This is a genomic window from Bradyrhizobium sp. INPA03-11B (assembly GCF_040446015.1).
GTDB lineage: Bacteria > Pseudomonadota > Alphaproteobacteria > Rhizobiales > Xanthobacteraceae > Bradyrhizobium > Bradyrhizobium macuxiense_A.
On record NZ_JASGSR010000028.1, the window covers coordinates 62,285 to 82,020 of the forward strand.

Consider the following 19,736-nt stretch of genomic DNA (forward strand, 5'->3'; position numbering starts at 1 on the left):
TTCCCGCTTACGCGGCCTCCTTCAGATGCCGGCGGATGGCCTCGAAGCCGGCCTGGTAGATGTCTTCCGCAACCATCTGCGTGATGCGGTCCCGGTCCTCGGTCCGCGTCGTGAAGCGCGATTCCCAATGCCAGAAGGTGCGGTCGCCGTCGGTGACCGGCAGCAGGCGGACATGCGCCACGTAATTGAACATCGGGATCGGCGTATCGAGCAGGCAGTAGCTGAACGATTGTTCGAGGTCGGACAGCGCCAGCAGCTGCTCGCGCAGCTCGGCGCCGTCCTTCAGCTTGAAACGCCTGACGCAGCCGATCTTGTCCGACGGCTGCGCTCGCTCGATGCCGCTGCTCGCGACCGCCGGATGCCAGCGGTCATGGCCGTTGAAATCGCGCAGCACGGCCCACACCGCATCGGTCGGTGCATCCAGGATCGTGCTTTTGACGATATGCGGCACGGCCGATCTATCCTCCGAATGCCCGCTTCAGCGCGTCGAACCCGCCTTGGAACACGCCGCCGCCGATATTGTTGACGAGCTCGACCTCGCGCTCGGGCGCGCAGTCGAACTCGGCGGTCCATTCCAGGAAGGTCTGGTCGCCATCGGTGACCGGCGTGAGCCGCAAGGTCGCGACGTAGTTCTCGACACCCATCGGCGATTCCAGGATCGAGTAGGTGCAGAACATGTCGTAGTCGGACAGGCCGAGCAGCTTCTCGCGGATGCGATCGCCATTGCGCAGCCGGAAATCCCTGACGCAGCCGATCTTGTCCGAAGGCTCGCCGCCCTCGATCCGGCTTTCCGCGATCGCGGGATGCCAGTTCGGCAGCCCGTTGAAGTCGCGGACCCGGGCCCAGACCCGGTCGTTGCGGGCATTGACGACGGTGGAGACGTAAACCCGTGCCATGGTGTGCGCTCAGTCCTTCTTGCGCGGCGTGCGCTCGGGGCGCGCCGGCTCGCCGCCGCCTTCGGGCGCGGCCGGCTTGGCGTCTCCGCCGCTCTTGCGTGCGGAATCCTTGATGCCCTGCATGTCGCGGGCCTCGCGGATCAGGCCGGGCATCTTGGCGAGGCTGCCGCCCTCGACGCCGATGTCCGACAGAATCGAATCGATCAGCGGCGCTTGCACGCGGTAGCGCAGCGCCGAGTCGATCACCTCGTCGGTGGCGCTGCGGCCGTTGCCGCCGCCATGTCCGTTGCCGTTGAGGCCGTCGACCTGGAGGATGCGGATGCCCTCGATCTTCTCCATCGGCTTGACGCTCTCGCGCACGATGCCCTCGATCCGGTCGAGCAGCTTGCGGCGGAACAGCGAGTAGCGCGCCTGATCGGTCAGCACGTTCTCGGCCTCGTTGAGCATGCGTTGTGCCTCGGCCTCGACCGCGGCGCGGACCCGTTCGGCTTCCGCCGCGATCCTTATTTCCTCAGCCTGCTTCTCGGCGAGCAGCACCTCGACCGTCTTGCGCCGCTTGGCGATCTCGCTTTCGCGCGCGGTGACGACGCGCTCGGCCGCTTCCGTCGCACGGATCCGCGCGTCCTCGGCGGCCGCTCGCGCCGCGGATTCCTCGAGCGACTTCTGATGCAGCGCGATGGCCTTTTCCATCAGCGCGGTCTCGACGTCCTTCTCGCGATTGACCTCGAGCTTGCGCAGCTCGCGCTCGCGGCCGATCCGGGCCTCGTCGAGGCCGCGGTCCGAGGCAATGCGGGCGCGCTCGACCTCCTCGCGGGCGACGATCTCGGCCTCCTGCAGCGATTGGTTGCGGGCGACCTCGAGCTGCTCAATCGCGCGGCGCCGCTCGATCCGGGCGGCTTCCAGCGCCTGCTCGCGCGAGACGTCGGTCGTGTCGATGTCCTTGCGCGCGACAATCTCGGCCTGCCGGACCTGCCGATCGGCGTCGATCCGTTCGGAGCGCTTGGCGGCGAGCGCGATCACGCGCTCCTCGTCGGCAAGCTCGATCGCCTTCTTCTGGTCGATGTTGAGCACTTCGCGGGTCCTGGAGGAGGCGATCCGCTCGCTCTCCAGCGCCAGCTCGACATCGATGCGCTGCCGCTCGACGGCGTCGCGGCGCTTCAGCTCGGCGGCCTCGATCGCCCCGGTGCGTTCGATCTCGAGCCCGCGGGTCTCCCGCTCGGCGCGGATGCGCTGCGCGGCGACCGACTTTTCCTGCGAAATCCGCGCCGCCTCGATCGCCTCGCGCGAGGCGATGTCGGCTTCCTCGATCGCGCGGGTGCGGGCGATCTCGAGCGCACGGACGTGCTCCTCCTGGGCGATCCGCGAGGCTTCAGTGGCTTCGCGCGCGCTGATGCCGGCGATCTCGACGGCCTGGTTGCGCTCGATCTCGAGCTTTCGCGTGGTGTGGTCGGCGGCGATGCGCTCGGCCGCCAGCGTTTTCTCGCGGGCAATCCGGGCGGCTTCGACCGCCTTCTGCGCCTCGATCTCGGCCTCCTGGATGGTGCGGACCTGCTGGATCTCCAGCGCGCGGGTACGCTCGTCGGAGGAGATGCGCTCGACGTTGACCGTCATGGTCTGGGCAATGCGCGCCTTCTCGGTGGCCTCGCGGGCCGCGATCTCGGCCTCGTCGACGGCGCGGGTGCGCTCGATCTCGCGGCGGCGGGTCTCCTCTTCATTGGCGATGCGGGCATCGGTGACGACGCGATCCTGCTGGATGCGGGCTTTCTCGATCGCCTCGCGGGCGGCGATCTCGGCTTCCTCGACCGTGCGCATCCGCTCGATCTCGCGTTGGCGCACCTCGCGCTCCGATGCGATCCGCGTGGTATCGACCGAGCGCTGGTTGGCGATCCGGACCCGCTCGATCTCCTCGCGGGCCAGCAGCTCCTTCTCCTCGACCGCGCGGGTGCGCTCGATCTCCTTGTGCCGCGTCTCGCGCTCCGAGGCGATACGGGCTTCGGTGATCGCCTGCTCGTTGGCGATGCGGGCCTTCTCGATGGCTTCGCGTGCGGTGATCTGGGCCTGCTCGGCCTCGGTCTCGCGCAACGCGCGTTCGCGGGCGACCTCGGTGCGCTGCAGGGCACGGCGCATCTCGATGTCGCGCTCCTGCTCGAGGCGGGCGGTCTCGCTCTCGCGCTCGATCTCCAGCGCCTGCCGCTCGGCCTCCAGATTGCGCGAGCGGATCTTGATCATCGAGTCCTGCTCGATGTCGTTGCGCAGCTTGCGCTTGGCCTCGATGTCCTCCATCAGGCGGGTCAAGCCTTCGGCGTCGAACCGGTTCGAGGGGTTGAAATATTCGAGGTCGGTCTGGTCGAGATCGGTGATCGCGACCGACTCGAGCTCCAGGCCGTTCTGCGCCAGCGCTTCGGCGGCGTTGGCCTTGACGCGGGCGACATAGTCGCCGCGCTGCTCGTGCATCTGCTCCATCGTCATCTCGGAAGCAACCGAGCGGATTGCAGAGATGAACTTGCCGGAGAGCAGGGTATGGAGCTGCTGCGGCTCCATGGTGCGGCGGCCGAGCGTCGCGGCGGCGATCGAGACCGCCTCGCGGGTCGGCTGGACCCGGACGTAGAAATCGGCCTCGATATCGACGCGCATGCGGTCGCGGGTGATCACGGCGTCCTGCCGGGAGCGCACGATTCCCATCGGCAGCACGTTCATGTTGACCGGCGTGTAGTCGTGGATGAACGGCAGCACGAAGGCGCCGCCGTTGATCACCACGCGCTCGCCCATGAAACCGGTGCGGACGAAGGAGACCTCCTTCGACGAGCGGTGATACAGCCAGTTCACGACATAGACGATGATGACGATCGCGACGATTGCGACGATGAGCCAGAGGATCAATTCACCGACCAGCATCCCCGACATCTCTTCCTCCCTTGGTCACGGCGGCTCTAGCGCGCGCCGATCGCCTTGAACTTGCGAACCTGTTCCGTCAGTGCCCGTTCCACCGGCAGGCGCTCCATCGAGGAGGCGCCGTAGAAGCCGTGACAGTTGCGCGTCTGCTTCATGATGAAATCGGCATCCGCCGGGTCCGCGATCGGACCACCATGCGCGAGCACGATGATCTCAGAATTGACGCTGAGCGCGGCCTCGGCCCAGGCCTCGATGCGGGTAGGGCAGTCTTCGAGCTTCAGGGCGGTCTGCGCGCCGATCGTGCCGCCCGTGGTCAGGCCCATATGGCAGACGATGATGTCGGCGCCGGCGATCGCCATCGCGGTCGCCTCCTGCTCGCTGAACACATAGGGCGTGGTCAGCATGTTCTTGTCATGCGCCTTCGCGATCATGTCGATCTCGAGCGCGTAGGACATGCCGGTTTCCTCGAGGTTGGCGCGGAAGGTGCCGTCGATCAGGCCGACCGTCGGAAAGTTCTGCACCCCGGCGAAACCGAGCGCTTTGAGCTGGTCGAGGAACATGTCCATGTCGCGGAACGGATCGGTGCCGTTGACGCCGGCGAGCACCGGCGTTTTGGTCACGACCGGCAATACTTCACCGGCCATCTCGACGACGATGGCGTTGGCATCGCCATACGGCATCAGCCCGGCGAGCGAGCCGCGGCCGGCCATGCGGTAGCGGCCGGAATTGTAGATCACGATCAGATCGACACCGCCGGCCTCCTCGCATTTTGCCGACAGCCCGGTGCCGGCGCCGCCACCGACGATCGGCTCGCCGCGGGCGATCATGGCGTGAAACTTCTTCAACAGCGCCGCGCGTTCAAACCTGGGCATGGGTCACCTCGCCACTCTCCGCCGGCCACCGGCGCGTCCGAGCAGCGGACGGAACGCGCTGACGATGGCGGCGGTGAACTCGGGATCGTTGATGTTGCGCTTGACGCGGATGATCTGGCGGTTGCCGGTCTGGCGTACGGTGCGCTCCAGCGCGCGGAAGAGCGCCGCGTCGGAATCCGGGTCCCAGAACGGCTGGCCGGGCGCATCGAGCGCGGAGACGCCGCCTTCGGCCAGGAAGAAGCGAACCGGCCCGTCCATCTGGTTGAGGCGATCGCCGATCCAGCGGCCCATCCGCTCGTTCTCTTCCGGCGTGGTCCGCATCAAGGTCACCTGCGGATTATGGACGTGGAATTTGCGCTGCCGGTAGCGCTCCGGGATCGTGTCAGGCGCACCGAAGTTCACCATGTCCAGTGCGCCGACCGAGCCGACATAGGGTACGCGGCTGCGGATGATGGCGCCGAAGCGATCCTCGGTCGCCGGGAACACGCCGCCCATCAGGAGGTCGCAGACCTCTGTGGTCGTGAGATCGATGACGCCGGCGAGCTGGCCGGACTCGACCAGCTTCTCCATCGAGCGGCCGCCGACGCCTGTGGCGTGGAAGACCAGACACTCGAAACCCTCACGCAGGTCGGCCGTGATCTTCTGCACGGCGGGCGTGGTGACACCGAACATGGTGATGCCAATGGCCGGAAGATGAGCGCTGGTATCGCGCTGCTTGGCGGCCTGTTCATCGAGCCGGGCCTTGATCATGCCGATCAGCGCATGGGCGCCGTTGCCGAGCACCGTGCGTGAGATCGAGTTGAGGCCCTGCACATCGGTCACCGAATACATCATGGTGATGTCGGCGGGCCCGACATAGGGACCGACGTCGCCTGACGCGACCGAGGAGATGATCAGCTTCGGCACGCCGACCGGTAGCGCGCGCATGCCGGGCGCGACTAGCGACGCGCCGCCCGAGCCGCCGGCGGAGATGATGCCGGCGACATTGCCCTGGCGGCGCAGCCATCGCTCGAACGCCTCCGCCATCGCCGTGACAGAGGCGCCGCGATCGGCGCCGAACACGCTGGAGCCGCCGCGGCCGTGGTTCAGCGCGATCTCCTGCGCGGTGACGTCGCAGCTCGCCGCCTTGCCGCTGGTCGAGACGTCGACCAGTCGGGTGCGCAGGCCGCTGCCCACGATGATGTCGCGGATGAAGCGCAGCTCGGCGCCCTTGGTGTCGAGCGTGCCGACGACCAGCACGACGGGAGGACCCGATGTCTTCGACGTTGCCGGTTCGCGCCGCGTGCGGGCCGTCTCCTCGATACGCGTGACGGCGGCGGATTGCGTCCGCGCGGCGGCCTCGATGCGGGCGATCGGCACCGGCTGCGACCAGCGGGTCGGCAGCACCGGATTGGAGATGTAGATGCGGGCCGGCCCCTTGCGTTCCGGCGGTGGCGTGCCGGCCGCTTCGACCTTTGCCGGAGCCGCCCCGGCGTCGGTCTCATCCGTGCCGTGGGTGCCGACGCCGAGCAGCCGCTGCTGCAGCTCGCGGTCGGTCGCAAGGCGTGCCGAGTCGATGATGCGATTGATGCGGCCATTGACCATGATGGCGACGTTGCGCGACACCGCCGTCGCGACGCCGATGTTCTGCTCGATGACCAGCACGGACATGTCGCCTTCGTCGCCGAGGCGCAGTAGCATGTCCTCGACTTGCGCGACGATCACGGGCGCAAGGCCCTCGGTCGGCTCGTCCATGATCAACAAATGCGGATTGGTGAGCAGCGCGCGCGAGATCGCGAGCATCTGCTGCTCGCCGCCGGAGAGCTGGTTGCCGCCGTTGTTCTTGCGCTCGGCGAGGCGCGGGAAGGTGTCGTAGATGCGCTCGATGGTCCAGGCGCCGCGCCGTAGGCCACCGGCGAGCGCAAGGTGTTCGTCGACGGTGAGCGATCGCCACAGCCGCCGGCCCTGCGGAACATAGCCGACGCCGAGCCGTGCGATCCTCGCCGGATTGAGCCGCGTGACTTCCTCGCCGCGGATCCGGATCGAGCCGCCGCTGGCGCGCACCAGCCCCATGATGGCCTTGCACAGCGTGGTCTTGCCCATGCCGTTGCGGCCGACCACGGAGAACACACCGCTATCGAGCGTGAGATCGACGCCCTGCAGCGCATGCGAATGGCCGTAATAGACGTCGAGGCCTTTCACCTCGAGAGCGGGCGCGGCGCGGCGGTCATTCATGGCCGCCTCCGAGGTAAAGCTCCTGTACTTCGGGATCGGATTCGATCTCGCGCGGCAGGCCTTCCTTGAAGATGCGGCCATTGTGCATCATCGTCACGCTTTCGACGACGCGCAGCGCAACGTCCATGTCGTGCTCGATGATGATGTAGCCGATATGGGCCGGCAGCGAGGTCAGGATCTCGATCAGCTCGCGCCGTTCGGTCGGCGACAGTCCCGCCGCCGGCTCGTCGAACAGGATGAAGCGCGGTGCGCCGGCGAGCGCCAGCGCGATCTCGAGTTGGCGCTGCTGGCCGTGCGCGAGCTCGGCGACGCGCTGGTCCTTGACGCCGGCGAGGTGCACGGCTTGCACCAGCGTTTCGGTTGCGTGCATCAGCGCATCGTTCTGTCCCGGACGCAGGAATGAGAACCGTCCGCGCGAGACGCCGCGGCAGGCGAGGTAAACATTGTCCTGCACGGTGAGGCCGGGGAACAGCGCCGAGATCTGGTAGGTGCGGCGCAAGCCCCGGCGGATGCGTTCATAGGGCGGGAACCGGGTAATGTCCTCGCCGAAGAAGCGGATCGTACCGGAAGAGGGCGGGAAGTCACCGGTGATGCAGTTGAACAGCGTGGTCTTGCCGGCGCCGTTCGAGCCGAGCACCGCGCGCCGTTCGCCCGGCCGCACGGTGATGGTGACGTCGGTCAGCGCCGCCAGCGCGCCGAACAGCCGGGTCACGCCGCGCAGCTCCAGCGCGGCGCCGGCGCCGACCGCGGACAGGCGGTGCGCGACGCTATCCATGGCGGCCTCCGCCCGAACGTTGCGTCGAGGATGCGTTACGGCGGCGCCAGCGTTCCCACAGGCCGATCACGCCGTCGGACGACCAGAACACGATGGCGAGGAAGCCGAGCCCGATCAGCAGCCGGAAGCGGTTGCCGTCGAGCCCGAGCTTGATCAGCACGTCGAGCGCGAAGGTGCGCAGCAGCACGAAGATCAGCGCGCCGATGAACGGGCCGATCGGCCTAGTGATGCCGCCGACCACGGCGATGATCAGGACGTCGATGCAGGCGCCGACGCTGACCGAGCCGGGCGAGATCTGCCGGTAGTTCCAGACCTGCAGCACGCCGCCGAGCGCCGCGATGAAGGCGGCAAAGGCGTAGGCCGCGATGCGGTGCGCATTGGGGTTGAAGCCGAGTGCGGCCATGCGGCGGGAATTGTCCCGCACGCCCTGCAGCGCGAGCCCGAACGGTGCACGCGAGACATACTGGACCGCGAAGTAGCAGATCGCGGCGACGCCGAGCGTCACATAGTAGAAGGCGATATCGGCGCGCCAGTCGACGCCCCAGAAGTGCGGCGTCGCGACGGTGTTGATGCCGGTGTGGCCGTTGAAGATCGCCCAGTTCTGGTTGGTGAAGTAGTAGAACGCTGCGCCGATCGCGAGCGTGATCATGATGGTGTAGATGCCCTCGGTGCGCACCGCGAGCGCGCCGCCGAGCGTGCCGAACAGCGTCGCCAGCGCCAGCGCCATCGGGGTTGCGAGCCACCACGGCCAGCCCAGGCTGATATTGGCGTTGCCGCTCATGCCGAACACCGCCACCATGTAGCCGGCGAAGCCCGCGATGGTGAGCTGCATCAGGCTGACCATGCCGCCATAGCCGGCCAGGAACATCAGGCTGAGTGCGATGACGCCGAGGATCAGCGTGGTGGCGAAGATTTCGATCAGGAAGAAGCCGTTGGCGATCAGCGGCATGATCACAAGGATCAGCGCGACCAGCCAGGCCACGGGGTTCTGGAATTCCGGCCAGGTGCGGATCAACGCGCGGCGGGTCGCGTTGGCGGACCGGTCGGGGCGGAACTGGGTGCTCTGCAGCAACGACATCTTATCGCCTCGCGAGCAGGCCCTGCGGCCGCAGCGCCAGCACCAGCACCATAATCAGGAAGGTGACGACGATGGCGTAGGTCGGGATGTAGACCGAGCCGAGCTGCTCGGCGAGGCCGATGATGACGGCGCCGAGCGCGGCCCCCGGGATCGAGCCCATGCCGCCGACGATCACGACGACGAGGGAAGCGAGCAGGAAGCGGGTGTCCTCGCCGGGCGAGAGCGACTGGAAGGTGCCGCCGACCACGCCGGCGATGCCGGCAAGCCCGGCGCCGAGCGCGAACACCAGCACGAACACAAGCTGGATCCGCACCCCGGTCGCCGCCAGGATGTCGCGGTCGTCGACCCCGGCGCGCACGATCATGCCGATCCGCGTGCGGTTCAGCGCCAGCCACATCGCGATTCCGATCACGACCGAGGCGGCGAAGATCACCAGCCGCACCAGCGGATATTGCAGATAGACCGGTTCGCCGGATGATTTGATCGCGGTCAGCAGCGGCAGCTGCACTGGGCCGATCAGCCAGCTCGGGGTCTGGACCTGGTAGAAGTCGCCGCCGAACACCCACAGCATCAGGTCGGCGAACACGATCGAGAGCCCGATCGTGACCATGGTCTGCCTGAGGTCCTGACCCTCCATCCGGCGGAACACGGCAAGCTGCAGGATCACCCCGACCAGCGCCACCGCGATGAAGGCAACGATGAAAGAGAGGATCCACGAGCCGGTCCAGGTGCTGATCGCGTAGCCGATATAGCCGCCGAACAGATAGAGCGAGCCGTGCGCGAGGTTGACGTTGCGCATCAGGCCGAAGATCAGCGTGAAGCCGCTGGACACCAGGAAATACAGCCCGCCGAGCGTGATGCCGTTGAGCACCGCGTTGAGGAACACGCGCTTACGGCCGATCGCGGCCTCCAGCCCCGGCGGCCAGATCGCGAACACCAGCCACGCCAGTACCGCGACCGCGATGATCACGATCAGCGCCCAGGCCGGATGGCGTTCGATGAACCTGGCCATGTCAGTCGCGTTCCCTCAGTCGGTCGCGACCGTCTGGCGGGCCGCGTATCCTTCATCCTACCGAGGGCGAAAGCGTCGGATTTGATCGAGAGTATCTTTTATCGTCCGGTGCGGAACTCGCTCACGGCCGCAACACCTTGGCGGCGCGGCGATAGTCGGTCGGGGCCATGCCGACATTGGCGGCGAAGAAGCGGGTGAAACCGCTCTGCGAAGAGAAGCCGAGATCGAAGCCGATATCGGCGATCGGCGCTTCGGTCGCGACCAGCGCATCCAGCGCCTGCTCCATGATCAGCGTGTTCATGTAGAGGTGAGGGGTGACGCCGGTCTGCGTCCGGAACAGCCGGTAGAAATGCGGCCGCGACAGGCCGGCTTCGCGCGCGATCGCATCAAGCTCGATCTCGGCGCCGGGGCTTTCCGACATCAGCTTGATCGATTTGCGGACGCGGAAGTCGGTCACCGCAGCGGCGGCGGGCGCGCCCTCGGCCGCCTGCCAGCTCTCCTCGTAGCAGGAGTCGATCAACTGCCTGAGCTCGCAATCGAGGCTGCGCAGCGACGGCGCGCCGCACACCAGTGCTGCGGTGCGGCGGATCAGCCGGTCGAGCGCCTCGGTGCGCGGAAAGAAGGTGCGGCCGAACCGCAGGCCCTGTGCCGTCGCGGGCTGCGGTGCGAACCACTCGGCGTTGACATAGAGCACGAAGAAGATCGCGCCGTGGTCCATGTCGGTCGGCAGGAAATTGTGCGGTTCCCAAGGGTTGACCGCAACGACAGTGTCGTCCTTGAGCAGCCAGCGCTGCTCGGCGACGTCGATCTGCGCCGGCGTGCCGCCGACATGAAAGATCAGGTGCCCTTCGCGGTGCGCATGCACGTTGAAGGGACGGTTCAACTGGTAGACCGTCGCGCGACCGAACCGGCCGTGGAAGACGGCAAGCGCCCTGCTCATGCCTCCCCTCCCGCGGGATGTTCTTGTCTTTTCGACAAGCGTTCATCATCCGCCCGCGGAAAGCAAGGGCGAGCAGGGCTCTTGATGCAACCGCGCGCCATGCCGCGGCCGCTCTGCCTGCACTGCAACAAATACGTCAGTACTTCTTGCACTCCGGGACCGTGCGGCTCGGCAGGCCGATCTTGGCGAACACAGCCGGATCGTAGCCCAGCGTCTGGTTGACGTTCGGGATCACCTTCACGACCTTGGAGAACAGCGCGCCCTTGCCGTCATCGACCACCTCGGTGACGAAATTGGTGCCGATCGCCTGGCGGTTGGCGTCGAGCTTGATCTTGCCGTTCGGCGCGTCGATCTCGATCTTCGCCAGCGCGTCCTTCAGCTTGGCCTGGTTGTTGGAGAGGTCGCCATTGACCTGCCGCAGCGCCAGGATCAGCGCCATGGTCGAGCCGTAATAATTGGTGGCGAGCAGCGACGGGCTCGGGAAGCGTTTGCTCTCCGGGAACGAGTCCTGATAGGCCTTCACGAATTTCTGCCAGCCCGGATCCTCCCAGGTATCGGCCTGGCCGCTCGCGGCGATGGTGCCGATCAGCGCGTTCTTGGCGCTGCCCTTCGACGACAGGATGGTCTGGTCGATCATGATCGAGCCGCCCATCAGATGCGCCTTGCCGCCGGCCTGCTGATACTGGTTGAGGAAGTTGACGGCGTCGGCGCCGCCGAGGCCGAGATAGATCGCATCGACATCGTCAGGCAGTGCGGCAATGACCGAGGCGAAGTCCTTGGTGCCGAGCGGCACCCATTGCCGGTTGGTGACCTGGCCGCCGGCGCCGCAGAATTCCAGCACCAGGCCGAACACCTGGGTGTAGATGAAGGAGTAATCCTCGCCGACGGTCGCGATCTTGCGATAGCCCTTGGTCTCATAGGCGTATTTGCCGAGGCCGACCTGCCACTGTGCGCCGTCCATGTTGTAGCGGAAGAAGTTCGGCGCCGGATCGACATAGGTCGTCTCCTGTGCGCCGGAGGCGGCGTTGACGAAGGTCAGCTCCGGATGGGTCTTGGCGAAATTCTTCACCGCGATGCCTTCGTCGCCGGACAGCGGCGACAGCAGGATCTGCACCTTGTCCTGCTCGATCAGCTTGCGCACCGCGCGCACCGCGGAGTCCGGCGTCGCGTCGGTCGAGGCGACGATGAATTCGAGTTCCTTGTCGCCGATCTTCTTGCCGAGCACATTGAGCGCCGTCTGGTGGCCGCGCATGCCGTCTTCGCCGAGCACCGTATAGGTGCCCTCGAGCGTCGCGGTGACGCCGACCTTGATCTTCTCCTGGGCGAACGCCGTGCCCGAAAGCAACAGGCTGCTCAACGCAATCAGTCCCAAACTGCCTTTCAACATCGCTTCCTCCCTCTGTGTTGTCGCCGGCGTCCACGTGGCGAGAAGGCTGATGGGCGTCCGGTTGTTGCCGGCAAAGCTAGCCGAAGGGAGGCGCGGCGCGGATGTCGTCGCGGCGGGGGTGCTTAACGGGCAGTCTCATTTTGATTGTTGCGCCGCAACGAGTTTCGCGGCGCATCGCGGAGCTGTGTCGTCTTGTTCGGTGTCATCACCCGCGAAAGCGGGTGATCCAGTATTCCAGAGACGGTTGTGCTTGAGCCGAGAGGCCGCGGCGTACTGGATCGCCCGGTCGAGCCGGGCGATGACAGCAAGGGCGTGGACACAACTTCGCGTTCGCGCAACTCAGATGTAAGGGGCGGACGCTCACGCCAGCCCCGATCCGCCATTGTCATTTCGTCGTGTAGCCGCCGTTGACCAGAATGGTCTGCCCGGTCATCCACCAGCCCTCCGACACCAGCAGGCGAATCCAGGGCACGATATCCTTGATGTCGGTGAGGCCGGTCTTCGAGAAGCCGGACAGCGCCGCTGCCGATTTGTGATAGGCGACCGCGTCGGCGCCTTCGGCCGGATAGAAGAACGGCGTGTCCATCGGGCCGGGGCCGATCGCAGTGACCGAGATGCCGCGTGCGCCGAATTCCTTCGAGGCCGCGCGGGTGAAATGTTCGACCGGCGCCTTGGTGCCGGCATAGGCGGCGTAGAACGGCGTGTAGGCGCCGAGCAGCGACGTCACCAGCGTGCAGATCTTGCCGTTGTCGTTGACGTGACGGCCGGCTTCCTTGAGGAAGAAGAACGCGGACTTGGCGTTGACCGCGCTCATCGCGTCGTATTCAGCCTCCGAGATCTCGACCATCGGCTTCTTCAACACCTTGCCGACGGTGTTGATCGCGATGTCGGGACGGCCGATCGCGGCGACGGCATCAGCGAACAGCTTCTCCATCGCGCCCGCTGTCGTGAGGTTGGCCTGCAAGGCGACCGCGTTGGCGCCGGCAGCCTTGATCGCGGCGACGGTCGCGTCGGCATCGGCCTTGGTCGCGGCGCTGTTGTAATGGATCGCGATCGCCTTCGCGCCGTGCGCCGCGAGATCGCGTGCGATCAGGCCGCCGAGATTCTTGGCGCCGCCGGCGATGATGACGGTCTTGTCCTTGATGCTGTGGTCGGTCATGGCGTTCGCTTCTCCAGATCTTGCGGCCACGCCCTGCGGCCGCCTTCTGGAGGCAACGATATCGTCTAGGATTTGCCGATAAAGCTGTGCATTCTGACGTCACTTGTCAGGAATGGCGAACAATCGGGGGCCCGATCTTGGACCGCATCGATCTCTTCCGCATCTTCGCCCGCGTCGTCGAGTGCGCGAGCTTTACCCGGGCGGCGGATACGCTGGGGCTGCCGCGCTCGTCGGTCTCGTCAGCCGTCGCGGAGCTGGAGCAGCGCGTCGGCGCCCGGCTGCTGCATCGCACGACACGAAAAGTGTCACCCACGCATGATGGCGCGGCGTTCTACGAACGGTGCTTGCGCGTCGTTGCCGACGTTGAGGAAGCCGAGACCCTGTTCCGCCATACCGCCGCCGAGCCGTCGGGCCGGCTCAGGGTCGACGTGCCCGGGCGGATCGGACGCCTGATCATCGCGCCGGCGCTGCCGGCCTTCCTCGATCGCTATCCGCAGATCGACATCGATCTCGGCGTCACCGACCGCGCCATCAATCTGATCGAGGACTCCGCCGATTGCGTGGTGCGCGTCGGCCCGCTCGGCGATTCCGGTTTGATCGCGCGGCCGCTCGGCAACCTCACGCTGATCAACGTCGCGAGCGCGGGATATCTCGCGCGCCACGGTACGCCGCAGACGCCGGATGATCTGGGCGCGCATTGGGCGGTCAACTACGCCTCGCCATCCACCGGCCGGATCGAGGAGTGGGAATGGCACGAGCAGGGCGCCGCGCGCACCATCGCAATGCGCGGCCGTGTCACCGTCAACAGCGCGGAGGCCTATATCGCGTGCTGCCTTGCAGGACTCGGCCTGATCCAGATTCCGGCCTACGACGTGAAGCGGCACCTCGATGCCGGCGACCTCGTCGAGGTGATGCCGCAGCACCGCGCCACGCCGATGCCGATGACCTTGCTCCATCCGCACCGCCAGCATCTGTCGCGGCGGCTGCAGGTGTTTGCCGATTGGCTGACGGCACTGTTGAAAGAGAAGTTGCTTGTCGCTGGCTAGAGCTTTTGCGTGACGCCGGCCTGGAGGCCGCGCCGCGTCATCGCCTGCTGTTGGTGGCGCGGCTCGCGGCCGTCCTTGTCGCGCGCTTCACCTCGGCCTTGGGCTGGAAAAACAGGCCGGGCAGCACCGAGACCAGTCCGAAGGTCATTCCGAGGAATGCCAGGAACGTATCGAGATAATTGATCTCCATTTCAGTTGTCTCCATTCGGCTTGCAACGGGCTTACCCGGTGCAATGTGTTCGATGAACCAGATATGGTCGGGCACATTGCTCGGTACAATAGAAACATTGATCTCGGAGCAATACTTTCAGTGCTCCGCGTACCGCCGCTTGGTGGCTGGCCGCGTCAGAACTTCTGCGTGATGCCGGCATAGACGCCGCGGCGCGGGCCGTATTGCGGGGCGAATACGCCGATGCCGGAGCCGTCGCGGATCTGGTAGACGGTGTCGAACACATTGACCACGTCGAGGCGCAGCGTGGTGGGCTTGTTCGGCGCGACGATGTTGAAGTCGTGCGAGACGCCGAGATTGACCTGCGTGTAGGGCGGCACCGTGCCGGTGTTGGCAAAGCCGTCGCGCAGGCCCGAGCCGTAGATCAGCGACGCGCTGAACTTGGTGTCGCGCCATTGATACCAGCCGCCCACCGATGCGGTCACCGCCTGGGCATGATCGGTGTTAACGTAATTGTTGGCGATGTAGGCCAGTTTGTCCGGATCAAACAGATACTGGTTCGATACGACGTTGGTGGCGACCTGCCTTGCGATCGCGACATTGCCGTAGAGGTGCAGATTGTCGTGGTCGTATCTCGCCGTCAACTCGACGCCCTCATTGGTGCCCTTCGCATAGTTGAAGGCGGTCAGGACGTAGGCCTGGCCGAACTGGCCGTCGTCGAGCAGGTCGGTCGCGATCTTGTAGTAGGCGTCCATGCCGACCTCGAGGCCGGGGATCGCATAGACCTTCTGCGTGACGCCGATGTCGAACACGTGCGAGCGCTCCGGCAGCACGGGATCGTTGGCAGTGGTCCCCGGCTGCGCGGTCGTGTTCTGCACCAGTGAGAGGTTGGTCGGTGCCGCCAGCACCTGCTCGGGCGGCGTGAAGTTGCGCGCATAGCCGGCGTGGAAGGTCGTGCCTTCAATGGGCTTCCAGGTCAGGCTGATCCGAGGGCTCAGCTGATTGGCGTCGACATATTGCCACATCTGGTCGAAGCGCAGGCCGGCGTTGAGCGTCAGCTGGTTGGTGATCTTCCACTCGTCGGCCATGTAGGTGGAGAACAGATATCCGGTCTTGGTGCTGGAATCGAACACGGAGAATGGTGCGTCGATCGGGTTGCCGGCATCGTCGAGCGGCAGCACAGTCGAACCATTATTGACCAGCGAGCGCTCGGCGCTGAACGACATGCCGAACTTCAGCGTGTGCGCGAAGCCCAGCCTGTAGGACGTGTCTTCCTGGATTCCGTTGACGAAGCTCTGGCGATACACGTCCGAAGCTACCCCGTTGAACACGAGATCGCCGATCGGATCGGGCATGAAGTGCAGCTGGCTGTAGCGATTGAAATAGGCGACCTGGTAATCGAATCCATCGCCCGACTTCTGATAGGCGACGACATTGAACTGGTTGAACTCATGCTGCCGCTCATTGAGCAGCGCGGAATCGAAATTCGAGACGCCGAAAGCGGTGAAGGCCGGAGTTTGCCCGGGATTGTTGGGGATCTGATAGGCGCCGTTGGAGACGCCGCCGATATAGGTCAGCCGGCTGGTGGGATCGATCGCCGTCGAGACATAGGCAAAGCCTTTCTCCTGATCGGTCCGGTCGTGGATCGCGTTGTAGGCCGGTGTCGGATTCTCGATGCCGACGTCGCTGCCGAAATAGCGGCCGGAGACGTAGTACTGCGTCTGTCCGACCGTGCCGCCATAGTCGACGCTGGTGGTGAAGTTGCCATGGCTGCCGCCATAGACGCTGATGCTGCCGGAATTGTTGAAGGCATTGGTCTTGGTCTGGATGTCGAGCACACCCGCGGTGCGCAGGCCGTACTGTGCGGGCAGCGCGCCGGTGATCAGCGCCATGCTGCCGACGATGCCGGTGTCGATGATCTGGCCGAAGGCGCCGACGCCGTCCGGCAGCATGATTCCGTTGATGCGGTATTGCAGGTTGGCGTGCTCGTTGCGCACGTGCAGCTCGCCGCTGGCAGCCGAGTCCTGCGAGACGCCCGGCGCCTGCAGCAGCGCCTTGTCCAGCGTGGTGTTGGTGCCCTGGGGCAGCGACTGAAGGAACTGCTGGCTCATCTGGTAGCTGTTGGCACCGGTCGGCGCGAGCAGGGCGGCGCGGGCCTGGTCGAGCCGCGTGTTCTGGCTCGCCACGGCTTGCGCCTGGGTCTGTTCTGGAGATTCCGGCGAAGCCGCCACCGCACCGGTTCTGCGCGCGCGGTGGCCGCCGCCGGCCGCAACGCGCGTCTTCGGCTTTTTCGGCCCTGATGGCGCGGGGTGGCTCTGCGGCGCCGTCACCGTGACGTCCGGAAGGGTGGTGGTCGGCGCCGTCGTCTGCGCGAGTGCGGCGCCGTTCATCCCGTAGAACAAGAGTGAGGCCGCACCGGCGGCGTGTCGTCTGATATGTCCTGACATGTTGCTTCCCGATCTCGTCAGGCGGCGATCCGGATCCTTCTGAGGAAGACGCGGTCGAGCCCGCCGTCGCTGCGCGACGGCCAGATTCCGATTGATCAAACGGCAGCCGGTGCGAGGCTGCGTTCGACGTTCAAGTGTGCGGGGATGTCAGGCGACCGGAGGCGCGCGCGGCTGATAGTGCAGCCGGCCGATCTCGACCGGCGCCGCATAATTGTCGATCTGCCAGCAGAGCAGACCGGCGGCATCAGGCAATTGCAACGGCGGCAATGCCGGTGCCGGTACTGCCGAGTTGACCATCGCCACGACGGCGCAGATGGCGCAAAGGTCGGTTGCCTGATCGGAATCAGGGTTCGAACGCGGCGCGTCGCGCGAAGCGCGCTCGACATGCGTCGCCAATGATGTCGTGGCCTGGGCCGGCGCGATGGCGTGAAAATGCCCGAACGACAGCACGAACTGGATCGACAGCGCCAACAGCGCCAGCCGAGCCCCGTGCTTGATGTTCGAACGAAACCACTTCATGACGACGCCATTCAGCGCCAGGCGGGATCGGCCAGTTGGCGCGAAGCCCACAGCCCCCATGCGGCGCAATGCCGCACAGTTTCGAAAACCCACTAGCCTGTCAATCCAGCATTGCCGGGCAATGCGATCAATTTCCGGCCGTCAGGCGATTTTGCAACATCGCGATTGAGGCGGCAAAACGCTCTCTAGGTGCGCCTTGTGCGATGGGCGCGACGGAAGCCGAGCGTACATCGGCGCGGCTGATGCTATGCTGCCTGCATGACCGTCGAACTTGAGCTGCTTGCGGCAAGCGTTGTACTCGGCATTGCGCACATCCTCGTCGCGTCGCATCTGCAGAGCTGGCAGCGGGGGTATCGATGGACGGCCAGCTCGCGGGAGCAGCCCGTTGCCCCGCTCACCGGCATTGCCGGAAGAGCTGGGCGGACCCTTCGCAATTTCCTCGAGACGTTTCCATTGTTCGCGGCCGCAATTCTAGCGGCCGCGGTGACGGGCAGGCACAACGGGCTCACAATGTGGGGAGCCCATTGCTATTTCTGGGGCCGCCTCGTTTACGCCATTGTGTATCTAGCGGATATCGCGCTGCTCCGTTCGCTGGTCTGGAACGTGCCTACGATCGGCATTCTCATGATCGTTGCGGGGCTGTTCCTGGGCTGACCGCCCAAGATCGGCGTGCCGCGCTGGCATTCCCGGCGTCCGGGACGTATAATTTGGGCCCAACCTGGCGGTCAGTCGGAATGTCCCTCGCAAGCAAAACCGGTCTCGCAATCACCTTCCTGGCGCTGTGCCTGAGCGGCCAGCAGGCCCATGCCCAGGCCGGACCGGTGCGCTACTGGACCCCGGGTTCGCTGTTCGGCTTCGGCGGCAGCCTGGCTGATGGCCAGAAGGCGGACACTTACGGCAATTTTCCGAGCTTTGACGCCGCCGCCGCGCAGGGCGGCGACTTCTCGTATCTGAACGGCCGGCCGGACGGCTGGTTCGTCGGCAGCGAAGGCGGCCGCGCCGGCTGGAGCACGCTCGGCCAAGCGGCGGCGTTCGGCGGGCTCGAATATCAGGGCGCGCAGGTCGGCTACAACTTCAAGGGCGTCGGCAATACACCCGTGACGTTCTTCGCCGGCTTCGACTCGTTGAAATACAATCCTCCTGGCGCTGGCGGCCCGCTGGCGCCGTTCAGCGGCAATCAAGGCGTCAACGCCGGCTATTCGGCGCGTGCTGGTGTCGAGTTCCGCCCGAGCTCGAATGTCAGCCTGTCGTTCGGAGCGAGCTTCACCCAGCAAGGGGCGGAGCGCATGGACAGCGACATTCATTCGCAGCTGCTGCCCGGCCAGTCCCCGGTTCTGTTCGGCGGCCGCTAGCGCTTCAGCGCAAGACTGCGGCGCCGCGGTCCTGATTCAACCAACCAGCACCAAGAAGGCTCGAGCTCACGGGCACAATCGGGATTGAAACATGGACATGCAGGGCAAGATCGCACTCGTCACCGCTGCGGCATCGGGCGCCGGCCGCGCCGGCGCGCTCATCCTCGCGCGCGAGGGCGCGGCGGTTGCGGTGGTCGACCAGAACGAGGCCGGCGCGAAGGCGGTGGTCGACGAGATCAAGAAGGGCGGCGGACGCGCGCTGGCGCTGACCGGCGATCTGCGCGACGACAAGTTCTCGCGCGACATCGTCACGGCGACCGTGAAGGAGTTCGGTGCGCTCGACTGCGTGTGGAATCACCTCGGCATTCCCGGTCCATCTGTAATCGACGATCTGGAAGGCTGGGATCTCAGCGTCGATCTCAATCTGCGCTCGCAGCTGATCACCACCAATGCGGCGCTCGCGCAGATGACGGCGCGGCGCAAGGGCAGCATCCTGTTCACCGCATCGACCTCGGGCCTGGTCGGCTCGCCGTGGAGCCCGACCTATTCGGCGGCCAAGGCCGGCGTCATTGGTCTGGCGCGGGCGCTCGCCAAGCGCCACGCCAAGGACGGCGTGCGCGTCAATGCGATCTGTCCCGGTGCGATCGACACGCCGATGCTGCGGGTGTTCGTCAACCGGCCCGACCAACCCGGCCACAACGAGGCCGATCCGGAAGAGCTGATCAAGGCCGCAGTCACCCGCAACCCGATGGGCCGCGCCGCGCGCCCCGAGGAGATCGCCGAGGTCGCGGTGTTCCTGCTGTCGGACAAGGCGTCGTTCGTCACCGGCATCGCGATGCCGGTCGACGGCGGGACGGTGGCGTAGGCACCAATGAACTGAAGTCGATCTGCAGCCCCAAAGGAACTGCGCCCCCTCTCCCGCTTGCGGGGGAGGGGGCGCATTACCTTGGGGGCTGCAGATCGACTTCAGTTCATTGG

Annotated in this window: 18 protein-coding genes; 4 read left to right on the forward strand and 14 right to left on the reverse strand. The window is 66.0% G+C overall.

The genetic code is table 11. From position 1 onward, the window contains the following. Positions 1-7: 7 nt before the first annotated feature. The 11 genes from QMZ05_RS14625 to QMZ05_RS14675 all read right to left on the reverse strand — a co-directional run bounded on the left by QMZ05_RS14625 (position 8) and on the right by QMZ05_RS14675 (position 13,225). A complete protein-coding gene (locus tag QMZ05_RS14625) occupies positions 8-451 on the reverse strand; it encodes an SRPBCC family protein (RefSeq protein WP_353701392.1) in 444 nt (147 codons plus the stop codon). A 7-nt stretch (positions 452-458) separates the two neighbouring features. Further along, a complete protein-coding gene (locus QMZ05_RS14630; protein WP_163151648.1) occupies positions 459-896 on the reverse strand; it encodes an SRPBCC family protein in 438 nt (145 codons plus the stop codon). A gap of 9 nt (positions 897-905) precedes the next feature. Beyond that, the gene (locus QMZ05_RS14635) at positions 906-3,800 is read right to left on the reverse strand and encodes a flotillin domain-containing protein (RefSeq protein ID WP_353701393.1); all 2,895 of its coding nucleotides are present in this window, start codon (positions 3,798-3,800) and stop codon (positions 906-908) included. Between the two features lie 26 nt (positions 3,801-3,826). Beyond that, positions 3,827-4,660 carry a phosphoenolpyruvate hydrolase family protein gene (locus QMZ05_RS14640; protein ID WP_353701394.1) on the reverse strand — a complete coding sequence of 278 codons (834 nt, stop codon included), beginning with the start codon at positions 4,658-4,660 and terminating at the stop codon, positions 3,827-3,829. A 3-nt stretch (positions 4,661-4,663) separates the two neighbouring features. Then, positions 4,664-6,874 carry an ABC transporter permease gene (locus QMZ05_RS14645; protein ID WP_353701395.1) on the reverse strand — a complete coding sequence of 737 codons (2,211 nt, stop codon included), beginning with the start codon at positions 6,872-6,874 and terminating at the stop codon, positions 4,664-4,666. Then, positions 6,867-7,649: an ABC transporter ATP-binding protein gene (locus tag QMZ05_RS14650; RefSeq protein WP_353701396.1), complete on the reverse strand. Its 783-nt coding sequence runs from the start codon at positions 7,647-7,649 to the stop codon at positions 6,867-6,869. Before QMZ05_RS14650 ends, QMZ05_RS14645 begins: the two co-directional genes overlap by 8 nt. Next, positions 7,642-8,727 carry a branched-chain amino acid ABC transporter permease gene (locus QMZ05_RS14655; protein WP_353701397.1) on the reverse strand — a complete coding sequence of 362 codons (1,086 nt, stop codon included), beginning with the start codon at positions 8,725-8,727 and terminating at the stop codon, positions 7,642-7,644. Before QMZ05_RS14655 ends, QMZ05_RS14650 begins: the two co-directional genes overlap by 8 nt. A 1-nt stretch (position 8,728) precedes the next feature. After that, positions 8,729-9,739: a branched-chain amino acid ABC transporter permease gene (locus QMZ05_RS14660; RefSeq protein WP_353701398.1), complete on the reverse strand. Its 1,011-nt coding sequence runs from the start codon at positions 9,737-9,739 to the stop codon at positions 8,729-8,731. A gap of 121 nt (positions 9,740-9,860) precedes the next feature. Continuing rightward, positions 9,861-10,679 (reverse strand): AraC family transcriptional regulator, encoded by an 819-nt coding sequence (locus QMZ05_RS14665; RefSeq protein ID WP_353701399.1) that lies wholly within the window; start codon positions 10,677-10,679, stop codon positions 9,861-9,863. Positions 10,680-10,815: 136 nt separating this feature from the next. After that, positions 10,816-12,066: an ABC transporter substrate-binding protein gene (locus QMZ05_RS14670; RefSeq protein ID WP_176533280.1), complete on the reverse strand. Its 1,251-nt coding sequence runs from the start codon at positions 12,064-12,066 to the stop codon at positions 10,816-10,818. A gap of 385 nt (positions 12,067-12,451) precedes the next feature. Continuing rightward, entirely contained in the window at positions 12,452-13,225 is a 774-nt protein-coding gene (locus QMZ05_RS14675) for an SDR family oxidoreductase (RefSeq protein ID WP_353701400.1), read from the reverse strand. Positions 13,226-13,362: 137 nt separating this feature from the next. Here QMZ05_RS14675 and QMZ05_RS14680 point away from each other — a divergent pair, with 137 nt between their 5' ends. Then, positions 13,363-14,271 carry a LysR family transcriptional regulator gene (locus QMZ05_RS14680; RefSeq protein WP_353701401.1) on the forward strand — a complete coding sequence of 303 codons (909 nt, stop codon included), beginning with the start codon at positions 13,363-13,365 and terminating at the stop codon, positions 14,269-14,271. A 37-nt stretch (positions 14,272-14,308) separates the two neighbouring features. Here the strand turns inward: QMZ05_RS14680 and QMZ05_RS14685 are convergent, their stop codons facing one another. The 3 genes from QMZ05_RS14685 to QMZ05_RS14695 form a co-directional block, all read right to left on the reverse strand. After that, positions 14,309-14,461, reverse strand: coding sequence for a hypothetical protein (locus QMZ05_RS14685; protein ID WP_353701402.1), 153 nt, complete (start codon positions 14,459-14,461; stop codon positions 14,309-14,311). A 155-nt stretch (positions 14,462-14,616) separates the two neighbouring features. Then, a complete protein-coding gene (locus tag QMZ05_RS14690) occupies positions 14,617-16,887 on the reverse strand; it encodes a TonB-dependent receptor (RefSeq protein WP_353701403.1) in 2,271 nt (756 codons plus the stop codon). Positions 16,888-17,034: 147 nt separating this feature from the next. Further along, positions 17,035-17,406: a hypothetical protein gene (locus tag QMZ05_RS14695; RefSeq protein WP_353701404.1), complete on the reverse strand. Its 372-nt coding sequence runs from the start codon at positions 17,404-17,406 to the stop codon at positions 17,035-17,037. Positions 17,407-17,664: 258 nt separating this feature from the next. On the opposite strand from QMZ05_RS14695, the gene QMZ05_RS14700 reads away from it, so the two are divergent. From QMZ05_RS14700 to QMZ05_RS14710, 3 genes are all read left to right on the forward strand, one after another. Beyond that, the gene (locus QMZ05_RS14700; protein WP_353701405.1) at positions 17,665-18,060 is read left to right on the forward strand and encodes an MAPEG family protein; all 396 of its coding nucleotides are present in this window, start codon (positions 17,665-17,667) and stop codon (positions 18,058-18,060) included. An 80-nt stretch (positions 18,061-18,140) separates the two neighbouring features. Further along, positions 18,141-18,758, forward strand: coding sequence for a hypothetical protein (locus tag QMZ05_RS14705; RefSeq protein WP_353701406.1), 618 nt, complete (start codon positions 18,141-18,143; stop codon positions 18,756-18,758). A 91-nt stretch (positions 18,759-18,849) separates the two neighbouring features. Then, positions 18,850-19,623 (forward strand): SDR family NAD(P)-dependent oxidoreductase, encoded by a 774-nt coding sequence (locus tag QMZ05_RS14710; protein ID WP_353701407.1) that lies wholly within the window; start codon positions 18,850-18,852, stop codon positions 19,621-19,623. The last annotated feature ends 113 nt before the right edge of the window (positions 19,624-19,736 follow it).